Here is a 23,362-nt window from a genome sequence, read left to right on the forward strand (position 1 = left end):
AGCCCTTTCTGGTTCACCAGGGTCCAAAGTGGTAGCATATCACGATCTTATCCTCCCAACGACGACGAATGCTATGTCTACAAATACCGATTTACCTGGCTACGCGGAACTTGGCCAGTTACTTAACCAGCAGGATGTCGGCTTAACACCTGCGGAAATGCATGGACTGATCAGCGGTATGTTGTGCGGTGGAAACAACGACAGCACCTGGCAGCCGCTGCTGCACGATCTGACCAACGAAGGGCTGGCTTTCGGGCAAAACCTGGCACAGATGCTGCGTCAGATGCACGCCGCCACGGATATTGCGCTGGAAGATGATGGCTTCCAGTTCCAGCTTTACCTGCCGGATGGCGACGAGGTGACCGTATTTGACCGTGCTGATGCGCTGGCAGGCTGGGTGAATCACTTCCTGCTGGGGCTGGGCGTCACGCAGCCGAAACTCGATAAGGTCACCGGCGAAGCGGGTGAAGCCATCGACGATCTGCGTAACATTGCTCAGCTTGGTTATGACGAGGATGAAGATCAGGAAGAGCTGGAGATGTCGCTCGAAGAGATCGTGGAGTACGTTCGCGTAGCAGCCTTGCTGTGCCATGACCGTTTTAACCGCCAGCCGCCAACGGCGCCGGAAGTGCAGAAACCCACGCTACACTAATTGTTTCATCGCTTTTGAGGAGATGTCATGACACCCCAGGAATATCGTCGACGTCGCCAGGCGTTACTGGCAAAGATGGCTCCGGCAAGCGCCGCACTGATTTTCGCCGCGCCAGAAGCGCCGCGCAGCGCGGACAGCGAGTACCCGTATCGTCAGAGCAGTGATTTCTGGTACTTCACCGGCTTTAATGAGCCGGAAGCCGTGCTGCTGCTAATCAAAAGCGATGACAACCATAACCACAGCGTGCTGTTTAACCGCGTGCGCGATAAAAATGCTGAAATCTGGTTCGGACGTCGTCTCGGCCAGGACGCTGCGCCTGAAAAACTGGGCGTTGACCGCGCGCTGGCATTCGATGAGATCGACGAACAGCTCTATCAGCTGTTAAACGGGCTGGACGTGGTGTATCACGCGCAGGGTGAATACCCGTATGCCGACACCATCGTGTTCACCGCGCTGGACAAGCTGCGTAAAGGCTCACGCCAGAACCTGGCAGCACCGGCTACCCTCACCGACTGGCGGCCGTGGGTGCATGAGTTGCGCCTGTTCAAATCCGAAGAGGAGCTGGCGGTAATGCGCCGCGCCGGAGAGATCAGCGCCCTTGCACATACGCGCGCGATGGAAAAATGCCGCGCCGGGATGTACGAATACCATCTCGAAGGCGAAATCCACCACGAGTTTAACCGCCACGGCGCGCGTTACCCGGCTTACAACACCATCGTTGGCAGCGGGGAAAACGGCTGCATCCTGCACTACACCGAAAACGAAAGCGTGCTGCGCGACGGCGACCTGGTGCTGATCGATGCCGGCTGCGAATATCAGGGCTACGCCGGCGACATCACCCGCACCTTCCCGGTGAGCGGTAAATTCTCTCCGGCGCAGCGTGCGGTCTACGACATCGTGCTTGAATCGCTTGAAACCTCCCTGACCCTGTTCCGCCCCGGCACTTCTATTCAGGACGTCACCGGCGAGGTGGTGCGCATTATGGTGCGTGGCCTCGTGAAGCTTGGCATTCTGCATGGCGAGGTTGAACAGCTCATCGCGGATAACGCGCATCGCCAGTTCTTTATGCATGGTCTGGGGCACTGGCTGGGGCTGGACGTGCATGATGTCGGTGCTTATGGCGCGGATCGCTCGCGTCCGCTGGAGCCGGGCATGGTGATCACCGTGGAGCCGGGCCTGTATATCGCGCCGGACGCCGACGTCCCTGCGGAGTACCGCGGGATCGGCATTCGCATCGAAGACAACATCCTTATTACTGAAGCGGGTAATGAGAACCTGACCGCCAGCGTTGTGAAACATGCGGATGAGATTGAAGCCTTGATGGCGGCGGCACGGCAGTCATGAGCGTGATTATCGCCGGCGGCGGCATGGCGGGCGCGACCCTGGCTCTTACTCTGTCGCATCTCACCAACGGCACGTTGCCGGTGCATCTGGTGGAAGCCCGGGATCCTGCCGCGGCAAGCCACCCCGGATTTGATGCCCGCGCCATCGCGCTGGCGCACGGTACCACGCAGCAGCTGGCGCGTACCGGCATCTGGCAGGCGATCGCCGACCGCGCGACGCCCATCCATAGCGTGCACGTCAGCGATCGCGGCCATGCCGGCTTCGTTACCCTTGAAGCCAAAGATTACCGTATCGACGCCTTAGGGCAGGTGGTTGAGCTGCATGACGTCGGCCAGCGCCTGTTCGCGCTGCTGCGCAAAGCGCCCGGTGTCACGCTGCATTGTCCGGCCCGGGTGGCGGCGTTTGACCGCGACCCGCAGCACGTCAGCGTCACGCTGGATAACGGCGAAACCCTCAGCGCGCAGCTGCTGGTTGCCGCTGACGGCGCCCGCTCGGCGCTGGGTTCCCAGAGCGGCATTGTGCATGAAGCGCACGAGTACGATCAGGTGGCGGTGATCGCCAATGTGACAACCGCCATTCCGCATGGGGGAAGGGCGTTTGAGCGTTTCACCGAGCACGGCCCGCTGGCGCTGCTGCCGATGTCGGGCAACCGCTGCTCGCTGGTGTGGTGCCATCCGCGCGCTAAACAGCAGGCAATCCTCGACGGGAGTGACGAACAATTTTGCCTTGAGCTGCAGCGTGCCTTCGGCTGGCGACTGGGGCGCATCGTCCATGCGGGCGCCCGCAGCGTGTATCCGCTGACGCTCACCCGCGCACGCCGTCCCATTTCGCATCGCGTGGCGCTGGTGGGGAACGCGGCCCAGAGCCTGCATCCGATTGCCGGGCAGGGGTTTAACCTGGGCCTGCGCGACGTGATTTCACTGGCGGAGTGTCTGGCCGCCGCGCTACACGACGATCCGGACTGCGGTCGCTACACTGTATTAAGCGCCTGGCAGCAGCAGCGTCAGGCGGACAAAGCCGCGACCATCGGCATGACGGACGGGCTGGTGCACCTTTTTGCCAACCGCTGGGCACCGCTGGTGGCAGGCCGCAATATCGGTCTGACGGCGATGGAACTGTTTACTCCGGCGCGAAACGCGCTGGCAAAGCGAACCCTTGGCTGGGTCGCACGTTAAGGAGACGAATGTGCAAAGCGTAGATGTGGCAATTGTCGGCGGGGGTATGGTCGGCCTCGCGGTTGCCTGCGGGTTGCAGGGCAGTGGCCTTCGCGTTGCGGTGCTGGAGCAGCATGAGCCCGAGCCGTTAGCCGCGAACGCGCCGCCCGCGCTGCGCGTCTCGGCAATCAATGCCGCCAGCGAAACGCTGCTGGCGAAGCTCGGGGTGTGGAACGATTTGCAACAGGGGCGTGTCAGTCCCTATCACGGCATGGAAGTGTGGGATCAGGACAGCTTCGGTCATATTGCTTTTGATGATAAATCCCTCGGCTACAGCCATCTCGGGCATATCATTGAAAATGCGGTGATCCACCAGGCGCTGTGGGATAAAGCCCAGCGCTGTTCAGACGTTACGCTCATTGCCCCGGCGCAGATGCAGCAGGTTGCCTTCGGCGAGAACGACGCCTTTCTCACCCTGACCGACGGCACGATGCTGACGTCGCGGCTGGTGATTGGTGCGGACGGGGCGAACTCCTGGCTGCGCGAGCGCGCCGATATTCCGCTGACATACTGGGATTACCGCCATCACGCCCTGGTGGCAACCATTCGCACCGATGAGCCTCACGGTCAGGTGGCGCGCCAGATGTTTCACGGTGACGGCATTCTCGCCTTCCTGCCGCTGGCCGATCCGCACCTGTGCTCGATCGTCTGGTCGCTGTCGCCTGATGAAGCGCAGCAGATGCAGCAGGCCAGCGATGAAGCCTTCAATCAGGCGCTGTGCGTAGCGTTTGATAACCGCCTTGGGCTGTGCCACGTCGAAAGTGAGCGCCAGGTCTATCCGCTGGTCGGCCGTTACGCGCGGCAGTTCGCGTCTCATCGTCTGGCGCTGGTCGGCGATGCCGCCCACACCATTCATCCGCTGGCGGGCCAGGGCGTGAACCTCGGGTTTATGGATGCGGCTGAACTGATTGACGAACTCCGTCGTCTGCAGCGTCAGGGTAAAGATATTGGTCAGCACCTCTATCTGCGCCGCTACGAGCGCAGCCGCAAGCACAGCGCCGCGCTGATGCTGGCGGGCATGCAGGGGTTCCGCGAACTGTTTGCCGGCAGCAATCCGGCGAAAAAGCTGCTGCGCGATATTGGACTGAAACTTGCTGATACTCTCCCGGGTGTTAAACCGCAGCTGATCCGTCAGGCGATGGGCCTGAACGATCTGCCTGAGTGGTTACGTTAACTGCGTCACACTTTCCCTTTCCCGACAGCGGAAAGGGAAATCCTCCTCGTTTGAAATATTCTAATTTCACCCATTTTTTCGGATTAGATTTACTCATCTGACGTTTTTGGCAATGTAGTGAATTTTTTCCGCTTTCAACAATAAATGCTGCATTGCGCGGTGCCAGGCCGGTGCATTCATTGTTTATCAGCTTTTTACTGCGCTAATGGCAACCGAAAGCTCTGTCGCGCTTTTCGGGTTTTACGGCCATAAGCTAATCTGATGACCCATTTTTACTTATGGTTAATCCCAGGCTTCGGTGATAAGTTCAGGCAAAAGGTAACGTTTGCGTCGCGGTCGGGAGTGACCGTGGCGGTGGGGTTTAACCTGGGCTTTTTTCAGGGCTGCATCCCCGTTCGTACCCGCTGACAACCCGAGGAAAAGATGGCTCAACAAACCCCTTTGTATGAACAGCACACCCTCTGCGGTGCGCGCATGGTCGATTTCCACGGCTGGATGATGCCGTTGCACTACGGCTCCCAGCTGGATGAGCATCACGCGGTGCGCCGCGATGCCGGTATGTTTGACGTCTCCCATATGACTATCGTCGACCTGCGCGGCACCCGTACCCGCGAATTCCTGCGTTTTCTGCTGGCTAACGACGTCGCTAAACTCACTGTCCCTGGCAAAGCCCTCTATACCGGTATGCTTAACGCTTCCGCCGGTGTCATCGATGACCTGATCGTCTATTTCCTTACCGAAGACTATTTCCGCCTTGTGGTGAACTCCGCCACCCGGGAAAAAGATCTGGCCTGGATCGAGGAACATGCTGCCGGGTACGGGGTTGAAATTACCGTGCGCGACGATCTGGCGCTGATTGCCGTTCAGGGGCCGCAGGCGAAAGAGAAAGCGGGCACGCTGTTCAGCGAGGCCCAGCGCCAGGCGGTTGACGGCATGAAACCCTTCTTTGGCGTCCAGGCCGACGATCTGTTCATCGCCACCACCGGGTACACCGGTGAAGCTGGCTATGAAATCGCGTTGCCCAATGAAAAAGCCGCCGACTTCTGGCAGGCGCTGGTCAAGGCTGGCGTACAGCCGTGCGGCCTCGGCGCGCGCGACACGCTGCGCCTGGAGGCTGGGATGAACCTGTATGGGCAGGAGATGGATGAAGGCGTATCGCCGCTCGCTGCCAATATGGGCTGGACCATCGCTTTCGAGCCTGCCGACCGTCAGTTCATCGGGCGTGAGGCGCTGGAATCTCAGCGCGAACACGGCACCGAGCAGCTGGTCGGCCTGGTGATGACAGAAAAAGGCGTGCTGCGCGGTGGTTTGCCGGTGCGCTTTACCGATGCTCAGGGCAACCCCCTGGAAGGGATCATCACCAGCGGCACCTTCTCGCCGACGCTCGGCTACAGCATTGCGCTCGCCCGCGTACCCCAGGGCATTGGCGAGACCGCGATTGTCCAGATCCGCAACCGTGAAATGCCGGTGCGCGTGACCAAACCCGTTTTCGTTCGCGCCGGAAAAGCCGTCGCACAGTGATGTCGATATCAGGAGAAAAAAAATGAGCAATGTTCCAGCAGAACTGAAATACAGCAAAGAACACGAGTGGCTGCGTAAAGAAGCCGACGGCACGTACACCGTGGGGATCACCGAGCATGCGCAGGAGCTGCTCGGTGACATGGTGTTTGTCGATCTGCCAGGCGTTGGCACTACCGTCAGCGCGGGGGACGACTGTGCGGTGGCGGAGTCCGTGAAAGCGGCCTCCGACATCTATGCGCCGGTCAGCGGTGAGATTGTGGCGGTCAACGACGCCCTTGGCGATGCGCCGGAGCTGGTTAACAGCGCGCCCTATGGCGAAGGCTGGATCTTCAAGATTAAAGCCAGCGACGAGTCGCAGATTGCTGCGCTGCTGGATGCCGCTGCGTACGAAGCACTGCTGGACGAGTAACTGCTTTCTCCCTCTTCGTCGGAAGAGGGCTGGGCGGGGGCGAAACAGCCCTCGCCCTTAACCTCTCCGGCTGCGAGAGGCGACCACTATTCACCGCACGTTTCAGGAACCATCGCTCATGACACAGACTTTAAGCCAGCTTGAAAACCGTGGCGCGTTTATCGACCGTCACATCGGGCCGGATGCTCAGCAACAGCAGGAGATGCTGAACACGGTTGGCGCGGATTCATTAAACGCCCTGATTGCACAGATCGTGCCGAAGGACATTCAGCTCGCCACGCCGCCGCAGGTTGGCGACGCCACCACCGAGTTTGCCGCGCTGGCGGAACTGAAAGCGATCGCCGGGCTCAACAAGCGCTTTACGTCTTACATTGGCATGGGCTACACCCCGGTTCATCTCCCGCCGGTGATCCTGCGCAACATGCTGGAAAATCCGGGCTGGTACACCGCCTATACGCCGTATCAGCCGGAAGTGTCTCAGGGCCGCCTCGAAGCACTGCTCAACTTCCAGCAGGTCACGCTGGATCTGACCGGCATGGATATTGCCTCCGCCTCGCTGCTCGATGAAGCCACCGCAGCGGCGGAAGCGATGGCGATGGCTAAACGCGTCAGCAAGCTGAAAAACGCCAACCGCTTCTTCGTGGCGGCAGACGTGCATCCGCAGACGCTGGATGTCGTGCGTACCCGTGCGGAAACCTTCGGCTTTGACATCATTGTCGATGACGCTGAGAAGGTGCTCGATCATCAGGACGTGTTCGGCGTGCTGCTCCAGCAGGTTGGCACCACCGGCGAGGTCCACGATTACAGCACGCTGATCGGCGAGCTGAAAGCGCGCAACGTGATCGTCAGCGTGGCTGCCGACTTTATGGCGCTGGTGATGTTAACCGCGCCGGGCAAACAGGGTGCGGATATCGTCTTTGGCTCCGCGCAGCGCTTTGGCGTCCCGATGGGCTACGGCGGCCCGCATGCGGCGTTCTTCGGTGCCAAAGATGAATTCAAACGCTCGATGCCGGGACGCATTATCGGCGTTTCCCGCGACGCGGCGGGCAACACCGCGCTGCGTATGGCGATGCAGACCCGCGAACAGCACATTCGCCGCGAGAAAGCCAACTCCAACATCTGTACCTCCCAGGTGCTGCTGGCCAACATTGCCAGCCTCTATGCGGTATTCCACGGCCCGGAAGGACTGAAACGTATCGCCAGCCGTATTCATCGCTTTACCGATATTCTGGCGGCGGGCCTGCAAAAAGGCGGCCTGAAACTGCGTCACGCGCACTGGTTCGATACCCTGTGCGTGGAAGCAACGGACAAAGCCGCAGTGCTGGCGCGCGCCGAAGCTGCGCAGATCAACCTGCGCAGCGACGTGCTTAACGCGGTTGGCATCACCCTGAATGAAGCCACCACCCGCGACGATATCGCGACGCTGTTCAACGTGCTGCTGGGCGACGATCACGGTCTGGACATCGACGGTCTGGATAAAGAGGTGGCGCTCGACAGCCGCTCTGTTCCGCAGGCGATGCTGCGCGATGATGCGATCCTGACGCATCCGGTATTCAATCGCTACCACAGCGAAACCGAAATGATGCGCTACATGCACAGCCTGGAGCGTAAGGATCTGGCGCTGAATCAGGCGATGATCCCGCTCGGCTCCTGCACCATGAAACTGAATGCCGCCGCGGAAATGATCCCGATCACCTGGCCGGAATTTGCCGAACTGCACCCGTTCTGCCCGGCGGATCAGGCGGAAGGCTATCATCAGATGATCGGTCAGCTCTCTGACTGGCTGGTGAAGCTCACCGGGTACGATGCCCTCTGCATGCAGCCGAACTCCGGCGCTCAGGGCGAGTACGCCGGCCTGCTGGCTATTCGCCGCTATCATGAAAGCCGCAATGAAGGCCACCGTGACATCTGCCTGATCCCGAGTTCCGCACACGGCACCAACCCAGCCTCGGCCCAAATGGCGAGCATGCAGGTTGTGGTGGTGGCCTGTGATAAGCAGGGTAACATCGACCTGACCGATCTGCGCGCGAAGGCCGAACAGGCCGGGGAGAAGCTGTCGTGCATCATGGTGACCTATCCGTCTACCCACGGCGTGTATGAAGAAACCATCCGGGACGTGTGCGACATCGTGCATCAGTACGGCGGCCAGGTTTACCTGGATGGCGCCAACATGAATGCTCAGGTCGGCATCACCACGCCGGGCTACATTGGCGCAGACGTGTCGCACCTTAACCTGCACAAAACCTTCTGCATTCCACACGGCGGCGGCGGTCCGGGCATGGGGCCGATTGGCGTCAAAGCGCATCTGGCGCCGTTCGTACCTGGCCATAGCGTGGTGCAAATTGAAGGGATGCTCACCCGTCAGGGCGCGGTATCTGCCGCGCCGTTTGGCAGCGCTTCTATCCTGCCGATCAGCTGGATGTATATCCGTATGATGGGCGCGGAAGGGCTGAAAAAGGCCAGCCAGGTAGCCATCCTCAACGCCAACTATATTGCCAGCCGCCTGCAGTCGGCTTATCCGGTACTCTATACCGGCCGCGATGGTCGTGTGGCGCACGAGTGCATCCTCGATATTCGCCCGCTCAAGGAAACGACCGGTATCAGCGAGCTGGATATCGCCAAGCGCCTGATCGATTACGGCTTCCACGCCCCGACCATGTCGTTCCCGGTGGCGGGTACGCTGATGGTTGAGCCGACGGAATCCGAAAGTAAGGTTGAGCTGGATCGCTTTATCGATGCGATGCTGGCGATCCGCACCGAAATCGATCGTGTAGCAAAAGGCGAATGGCCGGCGGAAGACAACCCGCTGGTGAACGCGCCGCACACGCAGAAAGAGCTGGTTGGCGAGTGGGATCACAGCTATACCCGCGAACTGGCTGCCTTCCCGGCAGGCTTCGACAATAAATACTGGCCGACCGTAAAACGCCTTGACGACGTATACGGGGATCGCAATCTGTTCTGCTCCTGCGTGCCGATGAGTGAATACCAGTAATAACTATCCTGTTGTAATTTGAGGGCGCTTCGGTGCCCTTTTTGTTATGGAGAAAATGATGACTGTTGCACTGGTGACCGGTGGAAGCCGGGGAATTGGACGCGCGACCTCGCTGCTGCTGGCGCAGGAAGGATACAGCGTGGTGGTGAACTACCACACTAACACAGAGGCTGCGCAGGCGGTGGTTAATGAAATTCGCCTCGCGGGTGGTACGGCGGAGGCAATCAGGGCTGATGTATCGGACGAGGCGCAGGTAGTGACGATGTTCGAGCAGATCGATCGTTTGTTCGGCCCGGTAGATGCCCTGGTGAACAATGCCGGCATTCTGTTTCAGCAGGCCCGTCTGGAGACGCTGACCGCGGCGCGCATCAATCAGGTGCTTACCACGAACGTCACCAGCTATTTCCTGTGCTGTCGCGAAGCGGTGAAGCGCATGGCGCACCAGCACGGTGGGAAGGGTGGGGCGATTGTTAACGTCTCGTCCGCCGCTTCGCGTCTCGGCGCGCCGGGTGAATATGTGGATTATGCCGCCTCGAAAGGTGCCGTTGACGCTATGACGACAGGTCTGTCACTGGAAGTGGCAGGGCAGGGGATACGCGTGAACGGGGTGCGGCCAGGATTTATTTATACCGAGATGCATGCTTCAGGCGGCGAGCCGGGGCGCGTGGATCGGGTAAAAACCGCGATTCCGATGCAGCGTGGCGGTCAGCCGGAAGAGGTGGCCCAGGCAATTGCCTGGCTGCTCAGCGATAAAGCTTCTTACGTGACCGGGAGCTTTATTGATATGGCTGGCGGGAAGTAATGACGACCTCCCCCTGTAGCAGGGGGAGGATGAGGACTCAGAGCTGCTCGCCGTTGCTGGCGATAACGTCTTTGTACCAGTTGAAGCTCTTCTTGCGGGAACGAGACATATCGCCGGTTCCGTCGTCATGCTTGTTCACATAGATAAAGCCGTAGCGTTTGCTGTACTGCCCGGTGGTGAAGGAAACGCAATCAATGCAGCCCCACGGGGTATAGCCCATCAGATCCACGCCGTCGTAGGTGACGGCTTTCATCATCTCTTCCACATGGGAACGCAGGTAGTCGATGCGGTAGTCATCGTTGATGCTGCCGTCGGCTTCCACCTTGTCGTAGGCACCAAAACCGTTTTCAACGATGAACAGCGGTTTTTGATAGCGTTCGTAAAGTTCGCACAGCGCATAGCGCAGGCCAACCGGGTCAATCTGCCAGCCCCAGTCGGAGGCTTTCACGTGCGGGTTCGGCACGCTGCCCTGGAAACCGGAAAGCGCATCGCCGGAACCGCCTTCGGCTTTTACCGCGTTGGTCATGTAGTAGCTAAAGCCGAGGTAGTCGCAGCAGCCTTCACGCAGGATCTGCTCGTCGCCATCTTCCATTTTGATCGTAAACCCGCGACGCTCCCACTCGTTCAGCACGTAGGTCGGGTAGTAGCCGCGCAGCTGCACATCGGTAAATACATAGCGCTCGCGCATGGATTCCTGAGCGAACATCACGTCTTCCGGCTTACAGGAGAACGGATAGAGTGGCACCATCGCCAGCATACAGCCGATTTTCATCTCCGGATTGATGCGATGACCAATCTTCACCGCCTGGGCGCTGGCGACGAACTGGTGGTGCAGTACCTGATACATCACCTCTTCCGGGTTGTCGTGATCGGTGTAGACCACGCCGGAGCAGCAGTAGCCAAACAGCGGCGCGCGCCAGTTACGCTGGTTATTGATCTCGTTGAAGGTCATCCAGTACTTAACTTTGTTTTTGTAACGCTCGAATACCACTTCAGCGAAGCGCACAAAGAAATCCACCACTTTGCGGTTGGTCCAGCCGCCGTACTCCTGCACCAGGTGCAGCGGCATCTCGAAGTGAGAGAGGGTAATGACCGGTTCGATGTTGTACTTCAGCAGTTCATCGAACATATCGTCATAGAATTTCAGCCCTTCTTCATTTGGCTGGGTTTCATCCCCTTTCGGGAAGATGCGCGTCCAGGCAATGGAGGTACGGAAGCATTTGAAACCCATCTCGGCGAACAGCTTGATATCTTCTTTGTAGTGGCCGTGGAAATCGATAGCTTCATGGTTCGGATAGTATTTGCCCGGCTCTACGCGCTCAGTGATGACGCGCGGCACGCCGTGAGCGCCCCCGGTCAGTACGTCACAGATGCTTGGGCCTTTGCCGCCCTTATCCCAACCGCCTTCAACCTGATGTGCAGCAACCGCGCCGCCCCATAAAAAATCTTTCGGTAATGTCAGCTTTTTCATATTTCATTGTCTCGTTGTCGGTTGGTAAATAAATGTCAATAAAACAATTACTACCGGGCCTTTAATAAAGTCTGCCAACGAGTCTAACAAAGGAAGATGAAAAGTCACGATATAACAAATAACGCAGCCGGTGATTTGTTACACCCAAAAAACAATATGTTTTTTATGCCAGCCGACGTGCCAGTTTACGGCCCAGAGATTCAAGAATATAAATCACCGGGATTTGCGTGGTGATGTCATAGACGCCCGCAATGCGCATGGGCTGCACATGCCAGGAGAGATTGAAGTCGGCAAGCTTAGCCAGTGAGGAGTTTTCATGGCTGGTGACGGAGAGCACCTTGCAGCGGTGCAGGCTGAACTGGCTGGCAAAGCGCAGGATCTCTTCGGTTTCGCCGGATACGGAGAGTACGATAGCCAGCGCATTTTTCGCCATGTCGCTGGTGACCGGGAAATAAGGGTCGTCAATATGGTTGCTGAATTTTCCGACATTTGAGAAAAAGCGCGCGCCATATTTCGCCAGTGCGCCTGAGGTGCCCGCTCCGACAAATATAATACGTTCCGATTGCAGAATAATATTTACCGCATCATCCAGTAAATTATCAAACTCTTCGTTATTTACGCTTCGGAAAAAGCTCATTATCTCGCTGGCACCGAAATTCGCTTGCTGCGGTTCATTCTGCTCTAAATATAATTTGAAGCGCACGCGGAATTCGGAATAGCCTTCGCAATTGAGCTTGCGGCAGAAGCGCAGCACCGTGGTGGTAGAGACTCCCGCTTCGTCCGCCAGCTCGCGGATGGTCATGTACATGACTTTGTCAGGGTTCTTGATGACATAGTTGTAGACCATCATTTCAAGATTATTCAGGCTGGCAATAGCGGAGTGGGTAAACATGGTCACAGTGCTGGTATCCCTTATTAAGCGCGCCTGTAGATTACCAGACGATGTATTACAGCAACCATCCCTTTTCATGGCTACGGATAAATGAATCGCCGTAAGGCGCACGGCTATTCTGACCCCGCCGCCAGCCCTGACCATACAACTCTACCGGCCCCGAACTGGCCCCGCCGCCGCTCCCGAACCGCTACCTCTGCCGGTTCCAGGTTGCGCAGGCCAAATATATTTCAGCTAACAGGTGTTCACTGAAATCATTCTCAGTTACGCTAGTGATGCTTAACTTTTAGTCGCTTTCCAGGAGTTGCATCATGGTTCGTCAACCCTCCATCACACAGGGATATTCACTGGCTGAGGAAATCGCCAACAGCATTAGCCACGGCATCGGGCTGGTGTTCGGCATCGTCGGGCTTGTGCTGCTGCTGGTCCAGGCCATTGACGCCAACGCCAACGCAACGGCAATTGTCAGCTATAGCCTCTACGGCGGCAGTATGATTTTGCTGTTTCTTGCTTCGACGCTCTACCACGCTATTCCACATGCGCGGGCGAAAATCTGGCTGAAAAAGTTCGACCACTGCGCCATCTATCTGTTGATAGCCGGTACCTATACGCCGTTTCTGCTGGTGGGGCTTAACTCACTGCTGGCGAAAGGGCTGATGATTGTCATCTGGAGCCTCGCGCTGCTGGGCATCCTGTTTAAGCTTACTTTCGCTCATCGCTTTAAGGTGTTGTCGCTGGTGACCTATCTGGCGATGGGATGGTTGTCGCTGGTAGTGATTTACCAGATGGTCATCAAACTGGCTCCGGCCAGCGTGACGCTGCTCGCCGCAGGCGGCATCGTGTATTCACTGGGGGTGATTTTTTACGTCTGTAAACGCATCCCCTATAACCACGCAATCTGGCACGGCTTTGTGCTTGGCGGAAGCGTCTGCCACTTCCTGGCCATCTATCTGTATATCGGTCAGGTGTAGGATGCAGGTGCGGCAAACGCAGCCGCACCTGACAGGCCTTTACTCGTCGAGAGAGTAAGGCAGTGGTTCGATAGACAGGGTATGCGCAGCGTCATCGCGAACGCGGAATACGCTTCCGGCTTCCATATCGTTATTCATCACCACCTGCACCAGCACGCGCCCGTCATCAAGCTGGGCTGCCGTGAGTACCGTCCCGGTCCGGCGCCAGTTTTCACCCATCTGCATTTCCAGATCTTCGCCCGGCAGTGGAGCACGGCTCGCCTGCCCAGCAAGGAACCAGAGCGCGCGTTTGTTCGCTCCGCGGAATTTGGCGCGGGCGACCATCTCCTGCCCGGTATAACAGCCCTTTTTAAAGCTGATACCGCCCAGCGCCTGGAGGTTAGTGGCCTGAGGAATAAACTGCGCACTGTTTTCCGGTTCGATTACCGGGATGCCCGCCTCAATATCCAGCGCCAGCCACTGCTGGCTATTGTTAAGCTGCGCTTCGCCCTGCAGCTTCTCTGTTAATTCCTGCACCTGTGCAGGTGTGGTGACCAGCAGAAAACGTTCAGCAGGCATACCGAACCACAGCAGAGTGGTATCACCTTCGCGTACTACCTGGTTCTGTTCATCCGGCAGCGTAGTGAACAGGCCAGCAAGCGCAGCGCGTGCCTGGAAACCTGCGACGCCAAGCAGTACGCGGCTGTCGTCCGGTACGATAGTTACTTTTGAGAAAACGGCATATTTCTTCAGCTCGGTCAGCTGCGCGTCACGCAGGCTGCGGCGCAGGATCCACGCATAGCCTTCACCATCGCGGAACAGACGTAAATTACTCCACATCTTACCTTTAGCATCGCAGTGCGCGGCGAGCAGATGCTGGTTATCAGCCAGCGCGGCGACATCGGTCGTAACCTGGCCCTGAAGGTATTTTTCGCTTTCAGCACCGGTGATGGTGGCCAGCGCCCAGTCATCCAGCGAGATCAGCGTGAGCGGCAGGCGCGCCGAGGCAGCGGGCTGACGCGGTGGAAACGGTGTAGATGCCATAACTAAGTCCCGAATGTCACTTCGCAATATTAATGAAACCTAATGGTAAAAGAGCTGCCAGCCTTTGCAAGCGCTTTAAGAGGGCCATTCGTGCGGTAAACACGGCTTTGCTTACCGCTTCGAAGGATTTTTTGTAACTTGCAGTAGTGGGAAAATTTTCAGGAAAACGCCTCGTAATTCAAAACAATCCTGTGATGGCGTGGTCAAAAACACGATACACTAGTCGCCGTACCTTATTTCCGGCTTAAACAGGAATATAAAGATGGATATAACGAATAAAGCGCGAATTCACTGGGCGTGCCGTCGCGGAATGCGGGAGCTGGATATTTCTGTCATGCCGTTTTTCGAGCATGAATACGACTCGTTGAGCGATGACGACAAACGGCTTTTCGTTCGCCTTCTTGAGTGTGACGATCCCGATTTGTTTAACTGGCTGATGAATCATGGTAAGCCTGCGGACGCCGAGTTAGAGCGGATGGTGCTGTTAATTCAGAAACGGAATCAGGAACGTGGTCCTGTGGCACTCTGATTTACGCGTTTCATGGCGCTCGCAGTGGCTCTCTTTGCTGCTTCATGGCGTTGTGGCAGCTATCGTATTGTTCGTACCCTGGCCGCTGAGCTATACCCCCGTCTGGATGCTGCTCCTTTCTCTGGTGGTATTTGATTGCGTTCGCAGTCAGCGCCGCATTAATGCGCGTCAGGGCGAAGTTAAGCTGCTGATGGAGAATCGTTTTAAATGGCAGGGAGCGGAATGGGAAATCGTCGGTGAGCCCTGGACAATCCAGAGCGGCATGATGCTGCGTTTGCGTAAGCCGGGTAAACGGCGGTGTAAACATTTATGGCTGGCGGCAGACAGTATGGATGACCGGGAGTGGCGTAATCTGCGCAGGCTGATTTTGCAAACGCCGACGCGCAGCCATTATTAATGTGGTGTGGTGTTACCGGGACAGGCAGCAGTCGAGTGGTCGCTGCTGCTCAGGAGAAACGCTCCGCCATTTCGCCAAGGATCTGCTCGCACCAGGCCTGAATACGCTCATCGCTCAGGTCATACTGGTTGGTTTCATCCAGCGCCAGGCCTACAAACAGCTGACCATCCGCGATAACAGGTTTCTGGCTGGTGAATTCATATCCTTCGGTTGGCCAGTAACCAATAAAGGTTGCACCGCGCGGCGTCAGTTTATCGTGCAGCATGCCAAGCGCATCAAGGAACCATTCGCCGTAGCCCAGCTGGTCGCCCATGCCGTAGAGCGCAACGATTTTGCCGTTGAGATTGATGTCATCAAGCTGGTCCCAGATCGCTTCCCAGTCTTCCTGAAGCTCACCAAAATCCCAGGTGGGAATACCTAAAATCAGCACGTCGTACTGCGTCATCAGCGATGGAGCATCATCTTTCAGGTTATGAAGCGTAACCAGTTCCGGGCCAATAATGTCGCGAATTTTCTCGGCAGCCATTTCGGTGTAACAGGTGCTGGAACCATAAAAAAGACCAATGTTCATAACGATAACGTCTCATCTCATTCTGTACTGAGCGGCTAGTGTATCAGAATCGCGGCGCAATCAGGCATAATGCCGCAACGGCAGTTATCGGGAGGTTACCGTGGAGCAGGATATTGCTCGCATTGAACAGTTTCTGGACATGCTCTGGCTTGAGCGCAATCTCTCTGAGAACACGCTTCAGGCTTACCGCCGCGATCTAAAAAGCCTGGTTGAGTGGCTGGAACGTCACGGCCTTACGCTTGAAACGGCGCAGGCCTCTGACCTGCAGGCGCTACTCGCCGAGCGGGTTGAAGGCGGCTATAAAGCGACAAGCTCTGCCAGAATGCTCAGCGCCGTGCGCCGTCTGTTCCAGCATCTGTACCGCGAGAAAGTGCGCCCCGACGATCCGAGCGCGATGCTGGCATCGCCCAAATTACCCCAGCGTCTTCCGAAAGATCTTAGCGAAGCGCAGGTTGACCGCCTCCTGCAGGCACCAGTAGTTGACCAGCCGGTGGAATTACGGGATAAAGCGATGCTTGAGGTGCTCTATGCTACCGGCCTGCGTGTCTCAGAGCTGGTCGGCCTGACCATGAGCGATATCAGTCTGCGGCAGGGTGTGGTCAGAGTATTGGGTAAAGGTAACAAAGAGCGTCTTGTGCCGCTGGGTGAAGAAGCGGTTTACTGGGTTGAATACTACCTTACCCATGGGCGTCACTGGTTGCTGAACGGGCAGTCCAACGACGTGCTGTTTCCAAGCAAACGTGCACAACAGATGACGCGCCAGACGTTCTGGCATCGCATTAAGCATTACGCCACGCAGGCTGGCATTGACAGTGAGAAACTGTCGCCGCACGTTTTGCGCCATGCCTTTGCGACCCATTTGTTGAATCATGGTGCCGATCTTCGCGTGGTCCAGATGCTGCTGGGACACAGCGATCTGTCCACCACACAAATTTATACTCACGTTGCAACCGAGCGCTTACGGCAGCTCCATCAACAGCACCACCCGCGGGCGTGAGTGTCATACATACAGATTAAGGAAAGATAATGAACAAAGGTATCGTGCTGTTTTCCCTGCTCGCCGTGTCGCTCTCCACGTTTACCGCGCAAGCAGATGATGCCGCGATTGAAGCCTCTCTGGCAAAGCTGGGGGTGAAAAGTGAGTCCATCCAGCCAGCACCGGTTGCCGGGATGAAAAGCGTGTTGACCAACAGCGGCGTGCTGTATGTCACTGACGACGGTAAGCACATCATCCAGGGGCCGCTCTACGACGTCAGCGGCGCGCAGCCGGTGAACGTTACCAATAAAATGCTGATGACCCGTCTTAACGCGCTCGATAAAGAGATGATCGTGTACAAGGCGGCGAAAGAGCAGCACGTTATCACCGTGTTTACCGACATCACCTGTGGTTACTGCCACAAGCTTCATGAAGAGATGAAGGACTATAACGCGTTGGGTATCACCGTGCGTTATCTGGCCTTCCCACGTCAGGGGCCGCAGAGCGAAGCCGAAAAAGGCATGCAGGCCATCTGGTGTGCTAAAGATCGCAACAAAGCCTTTGATGCAGCTATGAAAAATGGTGAAGTGCCTTCCGCAAGTTGCGATATCAATATCGCAAAACACTATGCGCTGGGCGTGCAGTTTGGTGTGCAGGGTACACCAGCCCTGGTGCTGAACGACGGCTATGTTGTGCCGGGTTACCAGGGGCCAAAAGAGCTGAAAGCGCTGCTGGATGAACACAAGAAACAGGCACAGTAACGGGTGAAACAGCAAACACAGCTCCGCCGCAGAACGGTGGACGACACGGCGCAGCTGCCAGCTGAGCTATCGCCGCTGCTGCGTCGTCTGTATGCCAGCCGCGGCGTTAAAAGCGCCGCCGATCTGGAGCGCAGCGTGAAGGGCATGCTGCCCTGGCAGCAACTGGCCGGTGTGGATACAGCGGTCGCTATTCTCTTTGATGCGTTGCGTGAAAACCTGCGCATCATTGTTGTCGGCGACTTCGATGCCGATGGCGCGACCAGCACTGCTCTGAGCGTACTGGCTCTGCGCAGCTTGGGGACGGGCAACGTCGATTACCTGGTGCCGAATCGCTTTGATGATGGCTACGGGTTAAGTCCCGAAGTTGTCGATCAGGCGCATGCCCGCGGTGCGCAGCTGATCCTGACCGTTGATAACGGTATCTCGTCGCACAGTGGCGTGGCGCGGGCGCATGAACTTGGCATTCCGGTGGTGATCACCGATCACCATCTGCCCGGTGACGTACTGCCGCCTGCAGAAGCCATTATCAATCCTAATCTGGCCAACTGCGCGTTTCCGTCGAAATGCCTCGCCGGGGTTGGCGTCGCGTTTTACCTGATGCTGGCGCTGCGCGCCCATTTGCGTGAGGCCGGCTGGTTTGAACAGCAGGGCATCGCGATGCCGAACCTGGCTGAACATCTGGATCTGGTGGCGCTGGGTACGGTGGCAGACGTGGTGCCGCTGGATGCCAATAACCGCATTCTCATCTGGCAGGGGCTGAGCCGCATTCGCGCCGGAAGGTGCCGTCCGGGGATCCGTGCGCTGCTTGAGATTGCCAACCGCGACGCGCAAAAGCTCGCCGCCAGCGATCTGGGCTTCGCGCTCGGCCCGCGCCTGAACGCAGCGGGTCGTCTGGACGATATGTCTGTCGGGGTTGCGTTGCTGATGTGTAATGACATCGTGCAGGCACGGATGCTGGCAAGCGAGCTTGATGCGCTCAACCAGACCCGCAAAGAGATTGAGCAGGGGATGCAGGCGGAAGCGCTGACGCTCTGCGAGCGGCTGGAACGTAGCGGTGAAGCGCTGCCTGGCGGGATCGCTATCTATCACCCGGAATGGCATCAGGGCGTAGTCGGTATTCTGGCCTCGCGTATCAAAGAGCGCTTCCATCGCCCGGTAATTGCTTTTGCCCCGGCAGGTGACGGAACGCTTAAAGGTTCAGGGCGCTCCATCCAGGGGCTGCATATGCGCGATGCGCTGGAGCGGCTGGATACGCTCTATCCTGGCATGATGCTGAAGTTTGGCGGACACGCCATGGCTGCGGGCCTGTCGCTGCAGAGCGATCGCTTTGAGGAGTTTCAGCAGCGCTTCGCCGCGCTGGTGGGCGAGTGGCTCGATCCGGCGCTGCTGCAGGGCGAAATCTGGTCTGACGGAGCGCTTCAACCGCAGGAGATGACGCTTGACGTGGCGGAGATGCTGCGTGATGCCGGCCCGTGGGGGCAAATGTTCCCGGAACCGCTGTTTGACGGACGTTTTCGCGTGCTGCAGCAGCGCCTGGTGGGCGAGCGCCATCTCAAGCTGATGCTGGAACCCGTCGGTGGCGGCCCGTTGCTGGACGGTATCGCCTTCAATATCGATACCGCTTGCTGGCCGGATAACGGCGTACGCGAGGTAGAAATTGCGTATAAGCTTGATGTAAATGAGTTTCGCGGTAACCGCAGCGTTCAGCTTATTATCGACAACATCTGGCCGCTCTGAGGCCATAATCGCTATAAAAAGCGGCATGAATCCGGTAAACTTTTGCCCTTATGCCGCATTTTGACTAGCCAACTTAAAGATCCGCAAACCATGTTTGAAATTAATCCGGTAAAAAACCGCATTCAGGACCTCACGGAGCGCTCTGACGTTCTTAGGGGGTATCTTTGACTACGATGCTAAGAAAGAACGCCTCGAAGAAGTAAACGCTGAGCTTGAGCAGCCGGACGTCTGGAACGAACCAGAACGTGCACAGGCGCTGGGTAAAGAGCGCTCCTCGCTGGAAGCCATTGTTGAAACCCTCGATCAGATGACGCAGGGGCTGGATGACGTATCCGGCTTGCTGGAGCTGGCGATTGAAGCTGACGACGAAGAGACCTTCAATGAAGCCGTCGTCGAGCTGGATCAGCTGGAGCAGAAACTGGCGCAGCTTGAGTTCCGCCGTATGTTCTCCGGCGAGTATGACAGCGCCGACTGCTATATCGATATTCAGGCAGGCTCTGGTGGTACCGAAGCGCAGGACTGGGCAAGCATGCTGATGCGCATGTATCTGCGTTGGGCAGAAGCGCGCGGCTTCAAAACCGAAATTATCGAAGAGTCTGAAGGCGAAGTCGCAGGTATCAAATCCGTGACCATCCGCATTCAGGGCGAGTATGCGTTCGGCTGGCTGCGTACCGAAACCGGCGTGCATCGTCTGGTGCGTAAAAGCCCGTTTGACTCCGGTGGCCGTCGTCATACCTCCTTCAGTTCCGCGTTTGTTTATCCGGAAGTGGATGAAAACATCGATATCGAAATCAATCCGGCGGATCTGCGTATCGACGTTTACCGCGCTTCCGGCGCGGGCGGACAGCACGTTAACCGTACTGAATCTGCGGTACGTATTACGCACATTCCAACCGGTACCGTGACCCAGTGTCAGAACGACCGTTCCCAGCATAAGAACAAAGATCAGGCCATGAAGCAGATGAAAGCGAAGCTTTATGAACTGGAAATGCAGAAGAAAAATGCTGAGAAACAGGCGCTGGAAGACAACAAATCCGATATCGGCTGGGGTAGCCAGATCCGTTCTTACGTTCTTGATGATTCCCGCATCAAGGATCTGCGTACCGGTGTTGAAACCCGCAACACGCAGGCGGTGCTGGACGGCGATCTGGACAAATTCATTGAAGCAAGTTTGAAAGCAGGGTTATGAGGAACCAACATGTCTGAACAACAATCACAAGGCGTTGACGCAGCAGCAGATCTTAATAACGAGCTGAAAACGCGCCGTGAGAAGCTGGCAGCGCTGCGTGAGCAGGGCGTCGCGTTTCCTAATGACTTCCGTCGCGATCGTACCTCTGACCAACTGCATGCTGAATTCGATGGCAAAGAGAATGAAGAGCTGGAAGCGCTGAACGTCGAAGTTGCGGTTGCCGGTCGTATGATGACTCGCCGCATCATGGGTAAAGCGTCATTCATTACGCTGCAGGACGTTGGCGGCCGCATTCAGCTTTACGTCTCGCGCGACGATCTGCCGGAAGGCATCTATAACGAGCAGTTTAAGAAGTGGGACCTTGGGGATATCCTGGGTGCGCGCGGTAAGCTGTTCAAAACCAAGACCGGCGAACTGTCCATTCACTGCACCGAGCTGCGTCTGTTGACCAAAGCCCTGCGTCCGCTGCCGGATAAATTCCACGGCCTACAGGATCAGGAAGCGCGCTATCGTCAGCGTTATCTGGATCTCATCTCTAATGATGAGTCCCGCAAAACGTTCAAAATTCGCTCCCAGATTATGGCCGGTATCCGTCAGTTCATGGTGAACCGCGACTTTATGGAAGTGGAAACGCCGATGATGCAGGTGATCCCGGGCGGTGCGTCCGCGCGTCCGTTTATCACTCATCATAACGCCCTGGACCTGGACATGTACCTGCGTATCGCGCCGGAACTGTACCTGAAGCGTCTGGTGGTAGGCGGGTTCGATCGTGTGTTCGAAATCAACCGTAACTTCCGTAACGAAGGTATTTCAGTGCGCCATAACCCCGAGTTCACCATGATGGAACTCTATATGGCCTACGCGGATTACAAGGATCTGATCGAACTGACCGAATCCCTGTTCCGCACCCTGGCTCAGGACGTGCTGGGTACAACCGAAGTGCCTTATGGCGATTACATGTTTGATTTCGGTAAGCCGTTTGAAAAGCTGACCATGCGCGAAGCGATCAAGAAATACCGTCCGGAAACCGACATGGCGGAGCTGGATAACTTCGACTCTGCGAAAGCAATCGCCGAAAGCATCGGTATTAAGGTTGAGAAGAGCTGGGGTCTGGGCCGTATCGTGACCGAGATCTTCGAAGAGGTAGCAGAAGCCCACCTGATCCAGCCGACCTTCATTACCGAATATCCGGCAGAAGTGTCGCCCCTGGCGCGCCGCAATGATGAAAACCCTGAAATCACCGATCGCTTCGAGTTCTTCATTGGCGGACGTGAAATCGGTAACGGATTCTCTGAGCTTAACGATGCTGAAGATCAGGCGCAGCGCTTCCAGGATCAGGTTGATGCGAAAGCTGCCGGGGATGACGAAGCGATGTTCTACGACGAAGATTACGTCACCTCGCTTGAGCACGGCCTGCCGCCAACTGCCGGTCTGGGAATTGGTATCGACCGTATGGTGATGCTGTTCACCAACAGCCACACCATTCGTGATGTGATCCTGTTCCCGGCCATGCGTCCGGTGAAGTAAGTCCTGTTGATAACAGAAACCGCGCGCACGCGCGGTTTTTTTTTGCTCTGTTTGGGCGATTGAACAGATGCTGATAATATAAGCTGCTTGAATAATCAGTGAATTAGCGTAGAGGATGTGCTTTGAGTTTGGGTGGCCAGTTAACAGGATGGGGCGCGGCGGTATGTCTGAGCCTGACGCTTTTTATCGCAGGCTGCTCCGGCAGTAAATCGCCAGACTATGGCACGTTCAGCGGCTCGGTGTATACCGTCAAACGCGGCGATACCCTGTATCGTATTTCGCGTATGACCAATACCAGCGTAGCAACCCTGGCAAGAATGAACGGTATTTCGGCACCATATACGCTCCAGGTCGGGCAAAAAGTCAGGGTCAAGGGGAGCGGTAGTGCGAAAAGCACAGCAATGGCCCGCGCCACACCGGCAAAATCCCGCGCCTCCTCAGCGGTCGCAAAATCAGCAGCCCCACCGGTCGGTCAGCGCTGCTGGCGTTGGCCTGCATCGGGTAAAGTGATCATGCCGTTCTCGGATGCTGACGGCGGAAATAAAGGTATCGATATTGCGGGGCAGCGCGGGCAGGCCATCTATGCCGCCGGCGCGGGACGTGTGGTTTACGTCGGCAACCAGCTGCGTGGTTATGGCAATCTCATTATGATCAAACACGGTGAGGACTACATCACCGCTTATGCCCATAACGATACGACCCAGGTAAATAACGGCCAGCAGGTCAAAGCCGGTCAAAAGATCGCTACCATGGGGAATACGGGCGCAGACTCGGTACGGCTGCATTTCCAGATCCGCTATCGCGCCACGGCAATTGACCCTCAGCGTTATCTGCCGCCGCCGGGGCGTTCGCCCTCCTGTTAAGGGCTGAGCAAACGCTGATTTATCCATCAGTTAGCGTGCGTAAGGGTTGCCTAAAGACACTGAAGGTCTATAATCCCTTACGCACCTTATGCGGGCGTAGTTCAATGGTAGAACGAGAGCTTCCCAAGCTCTATACGAGGGTTCGATTCCCTTCGCCCGCTCCAGAATTTCTTTCCTCATATTCAGAACCTATCCTTTATTCATTATGATGCCAACATCATCATCAACTTGTCCTTTCAAGGATGAGTAAGCTCTGATCACAATCCCGTGACCGCTGCATTCAATCAGTTTTGTCGCCTGACGTTCACCATCAGTTGCCATGTAGTAACAATGAGGTGGAGTAAGGT

21 protein-coding genes and 1 tRNA gene are annotated in these 23,362 nt (G+C 56.9%); 18 read left to right on the forward strand and 4 right to left on the reverse strand.

Annotated elements, in window-relative coordinates:
* Positions 1-73: 73 nt before the first annotated feature.
* The 8 genes from ET34_RS0104090 (at position 74) to ET34_RS0104125 (ending at position 10,108) form a co-directional block, all read left to right on the forward strand.
* Positions 74-652, forward strand: a complete 579-nt coding sequence (locus ET34_RS0104090) for a YecA/YgfB family protein (protein WP_031519699.1) — start codon at positions 74-76, stop codon at positions 650-652.
* Positions 653-679: 27 nt separating this feature from the next.
* The gene (pepP, locus tag ET34_RS0104095; protein ID WP_031519700.1) at positions 680-1,996 is read left to right on the forward strand and encodes a Xaa-Pro aminopeptidase; all 1,317 of its coding nucleotides are present in this window, start codon (positions 680-682) and stop codon (positions 1,994-1,996) included.
* Positions 1,993-3,171, forward strand: a complete 1,179-nt coding sequence (ubiH, locus tag ET34_RS0104100) for a 2-octaprenyl-6-methoxyphenyl hydroxylase (RefSeq protein ID WP_031519701.1) — start codon at positions 1,993-1,995, stop codon at positions 3,169-3,171. Before pepP ends, ubiH begins: the two co-directional genes overlap by 4 nt.
* A gap of 10 nt (positions 3,172-3,181) precedes the next feature.
* A complete protein-coding gene (gene ubiI / locus ET34_RS0104105) occupies positions 3,182-4,384 on the forward strand; it encodes an FAD-dependent 2-octaprenylphenol hydroxylase (protein ID WP_031519702.1) in 1,203 nt (400 codons plus the stop codon).
* Between the two features lie 423 nt (positions 4,385-4,807).
* Positions 4,808-5,905: a glycine cleavage system aminomethyltransferase GcvT gene (gcvT, locus tag ET34_RS0104110; protein WP_031519703.1), complete on the forward strand. Its 1,098-nt coding sequence runs from the start codon at positions 4,808-4,810 to the stop codon at positions 5,903-5,905.
* 22 nt (positions 5,906-5,927) lie between these two features.
* Positions 5,928-6,314 carry a glycine cleavage system protein GcvH gene (gene gcvH, locus ET34_RS0104115; protein ID WP_031519705.1) on the forward strand — a complete coding sequence of 129 codons (387 nt, stop codon included), beginning with the start codon at positions 5,928-5,930 and terminating at the stop codon, positions 6,312-6,314.
* A 118-nt stretch (positions 6,315-6,432) separates the two neighbouring features.
* A complete protein-coding gene (gene gcvP, locus ET34_RS0104120; RefSeq protein ID WP_031519707.1) occupies positions 6,433-9,306 on the forward strand; it encodes an aminomethyl-transferring glycine dehydrogenase in 2,874 nt (957 codons plus the stop codon).
* A gap of 58 nt (positions 9,307-9,364) precedes the next feature.
* Complete coding sequence (locus ET34_RS0104125; protein WP_031519709.1) at positions 9,365-10,108, forward strand: SDR family oxidoreductase; 744 nt, start codon at positions 9,365-9,367, stop codon at positions 10,106-10,108.
* A gap of 37 nt (positions 10,109-10,145) precedes the next feature.
* Here ET34_RS0104125 and ET34_RS0104130 read toward each other — a convergent pair whose 3' ends face one another.
* Both ET34_RS0104130 and ET34_RS0104135 read right to left on the reverse strand, forming a co-directional pair.
* Complete coding sequence (locus tag ET34_RS0104130) at positions 10,146-11,579, reverse strand: 6-phospho-beta-glucosidase (protein ID WP_031519713.1); 1,434 nt, start codon at positions 11,577-11,579, stop codon at positions 10,146-10,148.
* 163 nt (positions 11,580-11,742) lie between these two features.
* Positions 11,743-12,471, reverse strand: coding sequence for a MurR/RpiR family transcriptional regulator (locus tag ET34_RS0104135; RefSeq protein ID WP_031519714.1), 729 nt, complete (start codon positions 12,469-12,471; stop codon positions 11,743-11,745).
* A 311-nt stretch (positions 12,472-12,782) separates the two neighbouring features.
* Between ET34_RS0104135 and trhA the strand changes: the two genes are divergently transcribed.
* The gene (gene trhA, locus ET34_RS0104140; protein ID WP_031519716.1) at positions 12,783-13,442 is read left to right on the forward strand and encodes a PAQR family membrane homeostasis protein TrhA; all 660 of its coding nucleotides are present in this window, start codon (positions 12,783-12,785) and stop codon (positions 13,440-13,442) included.
* A gap of 39 nt (positions 13,443-13,481) precedes the next feature.
* On the opposite strand, the gene ygfZ is transcribed toward trhA, so the two are convergent.
* Positions 13,482-14,465 carry a tRNA-modifying protein YgfZ gene (ygfZ, locus tag ET34_RS0104145; protein ID WP_031519718.1) on the reverse strand — a complete coding sequence of 328 codons (984 nt, stop codon included), beginning with the start codon at positions 14,463-14,465 and terminating at the stop codon, positions 13,482-13,484.
* A gap of 262 nt (positions 14,466-14,727) precedes the next feature.
* Here ygfZ and sdhE point away from each other — a divergent pair, with 262 nt between their 5' ends.
* On the forward strand, positions 14,728-14,994 hold the full coding sequence (gene sdhE / locus ET34_RS0104150) for an FAD assembly factor SdhE (RefSeq protein ID WP_031519720.1): 267 nt from the start codon (positions 14,728-14,730) through the stop codon (positions 14,992-14,994).
* Positions 14,975-15,391 (forward strand): protein YgfX, encoded by a 417-nt coding sequence (locus tag ET34_RS0104155; RefSeq protein WP_031519722.1) that lies wholly within the window; start codon positions 14,975-14,977, stop codon positions 15,389-15,391. Before sdhE ends, ET34_RS0104155 begins: the two co-directional genes overlap by 20 nt.
* A 49-nt stretch (positions 15,392-15,440) precedes the next feature.
* On the opposite strand, the gene fldB is transcribed toward ET34_RS0104155, so the two are convergent.
* Positions 15,441-15,962 (reverse strand): flavodoxin FldB, encoded by a 522-nt coding sequence (fldB, locus tag ET34_RS0104160; protein ID WP_031519723.1) that lies wholly within the window; start codon positions 15,960-15,962, stop codon positions 15,441-15,443.
* Between the two features lie 100 nt (positions 15,963-16,062).
* On the opposite strand from fldB, the gene xerD reads away from it, so the two are divergent.
* From xerD to ET34_RS0104195, 7 genes are all read left to right on the forward strand, one after another.
* A complete protein-coding gene (gene xerD / locus ET34_RS0104165; protein WP_031519725.1) occupies positions 16,063-16,959 on the forward strand; it encodes a site-specific tyrosine recombinase XerD in 897 nt (298 codons plus the stop codon).
* 29 nt (positions 16,960-16,988) lie between these two features.
* Positions 16,989-17,699 carry a bifunctional protein-disulfide isomerase/oxidoreductase DsbC gene (gene dsbC / locus ET34_RS0104170; protein WP_031519727.1) on the forward strand — a complete coding sequence of 237 codons (711 nt, stop codon included), beginning with the start codon at positions 16,989-16,991 and terminating at the stop codon, positions 17,697-17,699.
* 3 nt (positions 17,700-17,702) lie between these two features.
* The gene (gene recJ / locus ET34_RS0104175; RefSeq protein ID WP_031519728.1) at positions 17,703-19,436 is read left to right on the forward strand and encodes a single-stranded-DNA-specific exonuclease RecJ; all 1,734 of its coding nucleotides are present in this window, start codon (positions 17,703-17,705) and stop codon (positions 19,434-19,436) included.
* A 90-nt stretch (positions 19,437-19,526) separates the two neighbouring features.
* Positions 19,527-20,625, forward strand: a protein-coding gene (prfB, locus tag ET34_RS0104180) for a peptide chain release factor 2 (protein ID WP_152548345.1) whose coding sequence is annotated in 2 segments (ribosomal slippage) — positions 19,527-19,601 and positions 19,603-20,625 — 1,098 coding nt in all. Because the reading frame shifts where the segments join, the coding sequence is not laid out codon by codon here.
* Positions 20,626-20,634: 9 nt separating this feature from the next.
* Positions 20,635-22,152, forward strand: a complete 1,518-nt coding sequence (lysS, locus tag ET34_RS0104185) for a lysine--tRNA ligase (RefSeq protein WP_031519731.1) — start codon at positions 20,635-20,637, stop codon at positions 22,150-22,152.
* Between the two features lie 122 nt (positions 22,153-22,274).
* Positions 22,275-23,015 (forward strand): amidase activator ActS, encoded by a 741-nt coding sequence (gene actS / locus ET34_RS0104190; protein ID WP_051640461.1) that lies wholly within the window; start codon positions 22,275-22,277, stop codon positions 23,013-23,015.
* Positions 23,016-23,105: 90 nt separating this feature from the next.
* A tRNA-Gly gene (locus ET34_RS0104195) sits at positions 23,106-23,179 on the forward strand.
* Positions 23,180-23,362: the final 183 nt, after the last annotated feature.

The sequence above is a fragment of the Siccibacter colletis genome, from assembly GCF_000696575.1.
GTDB lineage: Bacteria > Pseudomonadota > Gammaproteobacteria > Enterobacterales > Enterobacteriaceae > Siccibacter > Siccibacter colletis.

What these genes read in the sequence shown, in the direction of transcription:
- ET34_RS0104090 (WP_031519699.1), top strand. Translation starts at nt 74, where the DNA reads ATGTCTACAAATACCGATTTACCTGGCTACGCGGAACTTGGCCAGTTA.
- trhA (WP_031519716.1), top strand. Translation starts at nt 12,783, where the DNA reads ATGGTTCGTCAACCCTCCATCACACAGGGATATTCACTGGCTGAGGAA.
- gcvH (WP_031519705.1), top strand. Translation starts at nt 5,928, where the DNA reads ATGAGCAATGTTCCAGCAGAACTGAAATACAGCAAAGAACACGAGTGG.
- pepP (WP_031519700.1), top strand. Translation starts at nt 680, where the DNA reads ATGACACCCCAGGAATATCGTCGACGTCGCCAGGCGTTACTGGCAAAG.
- ubiH (WP_031519701.1), top strand. Translation starts at nt 1,993, where the DNA reads ATGAGCGTGATTATCGCCGGCGGCGGCATGGCGGGCGCGACCCTGGCT.
- ET34_RS0104130 (WP_031519713.1), bottom strand. Translation starts at nt 11,579, where the DNA reads ATGAAAAAGCTGACATTACCGAAAGATTTTTTATGGGGCGGCGCGGTT.
- ygfZ (WP_031519718.1), bottom strand. Translation starts at nt 14,465, where the DNA reads ATGGCATCTACACCGTTTCCACCGCGTCAGCCCGCTGCCTCGGCGCGC.
- dsbC (WP_031519727.1), top strand. Translation starts at nt 16,989, where the DNA reads ATGAACAAAGGTATCGTGCTGTTTTCCCTGCTCGCCGTGTCGCTCTCC.
- sdhE (WP_031519720.1), top strand. Translation starts at nt 14,728, where the DNA reads ATGGATATAACGAATAAAGCGCGAATTCACTGGGCGTGCCGTCGCGGA.
- lysS (WP_031519731.1), top strand. Translation starts at nt 20,635, where the DNA reads ATGTCTGAACAACAATCACAAGGCGTTGACGCAGCAGCAGATCTTAAT.
- gcvP (WP_031519707.1), top strand. Translation starts at nt 6,433, where the DNA reads ATGACACAGACTTTAAGCCAGCTTGAAAACCGTGGCGCGTTTATCGAC.
- ET34_RS0104135 (WP_031519714.1), bottom strand. Translation starts at nt 12,471, where the DNA reads ATGTTTACCCACTCCGCTATTGCCAGCCTGAATAATCTTGAAATGATG.
- fldB (WP_031519723.1), bottom strand. Translation starts at nt 15,962, where the DNA reads ATGAACATTGGTCTTTTTTATGGTTCCAGCACCTGTTACACCGAAATG.
- gcvT (WP_031519703.1), top strand. Translation starts at nt 4,808, where the DNA reads ATGGCTCAACAAACCCCTTTGTATGAACAGCACACCCTCTGCGGTGCG.
- ET34_RS0104125 (WP_031519709.1), top strand. Translation starts at nt 9,365, where the DNA reads ATGACTGTTGCACTGGTGACCGGTGGAAGCCGGGGAATTGGACGCGCG.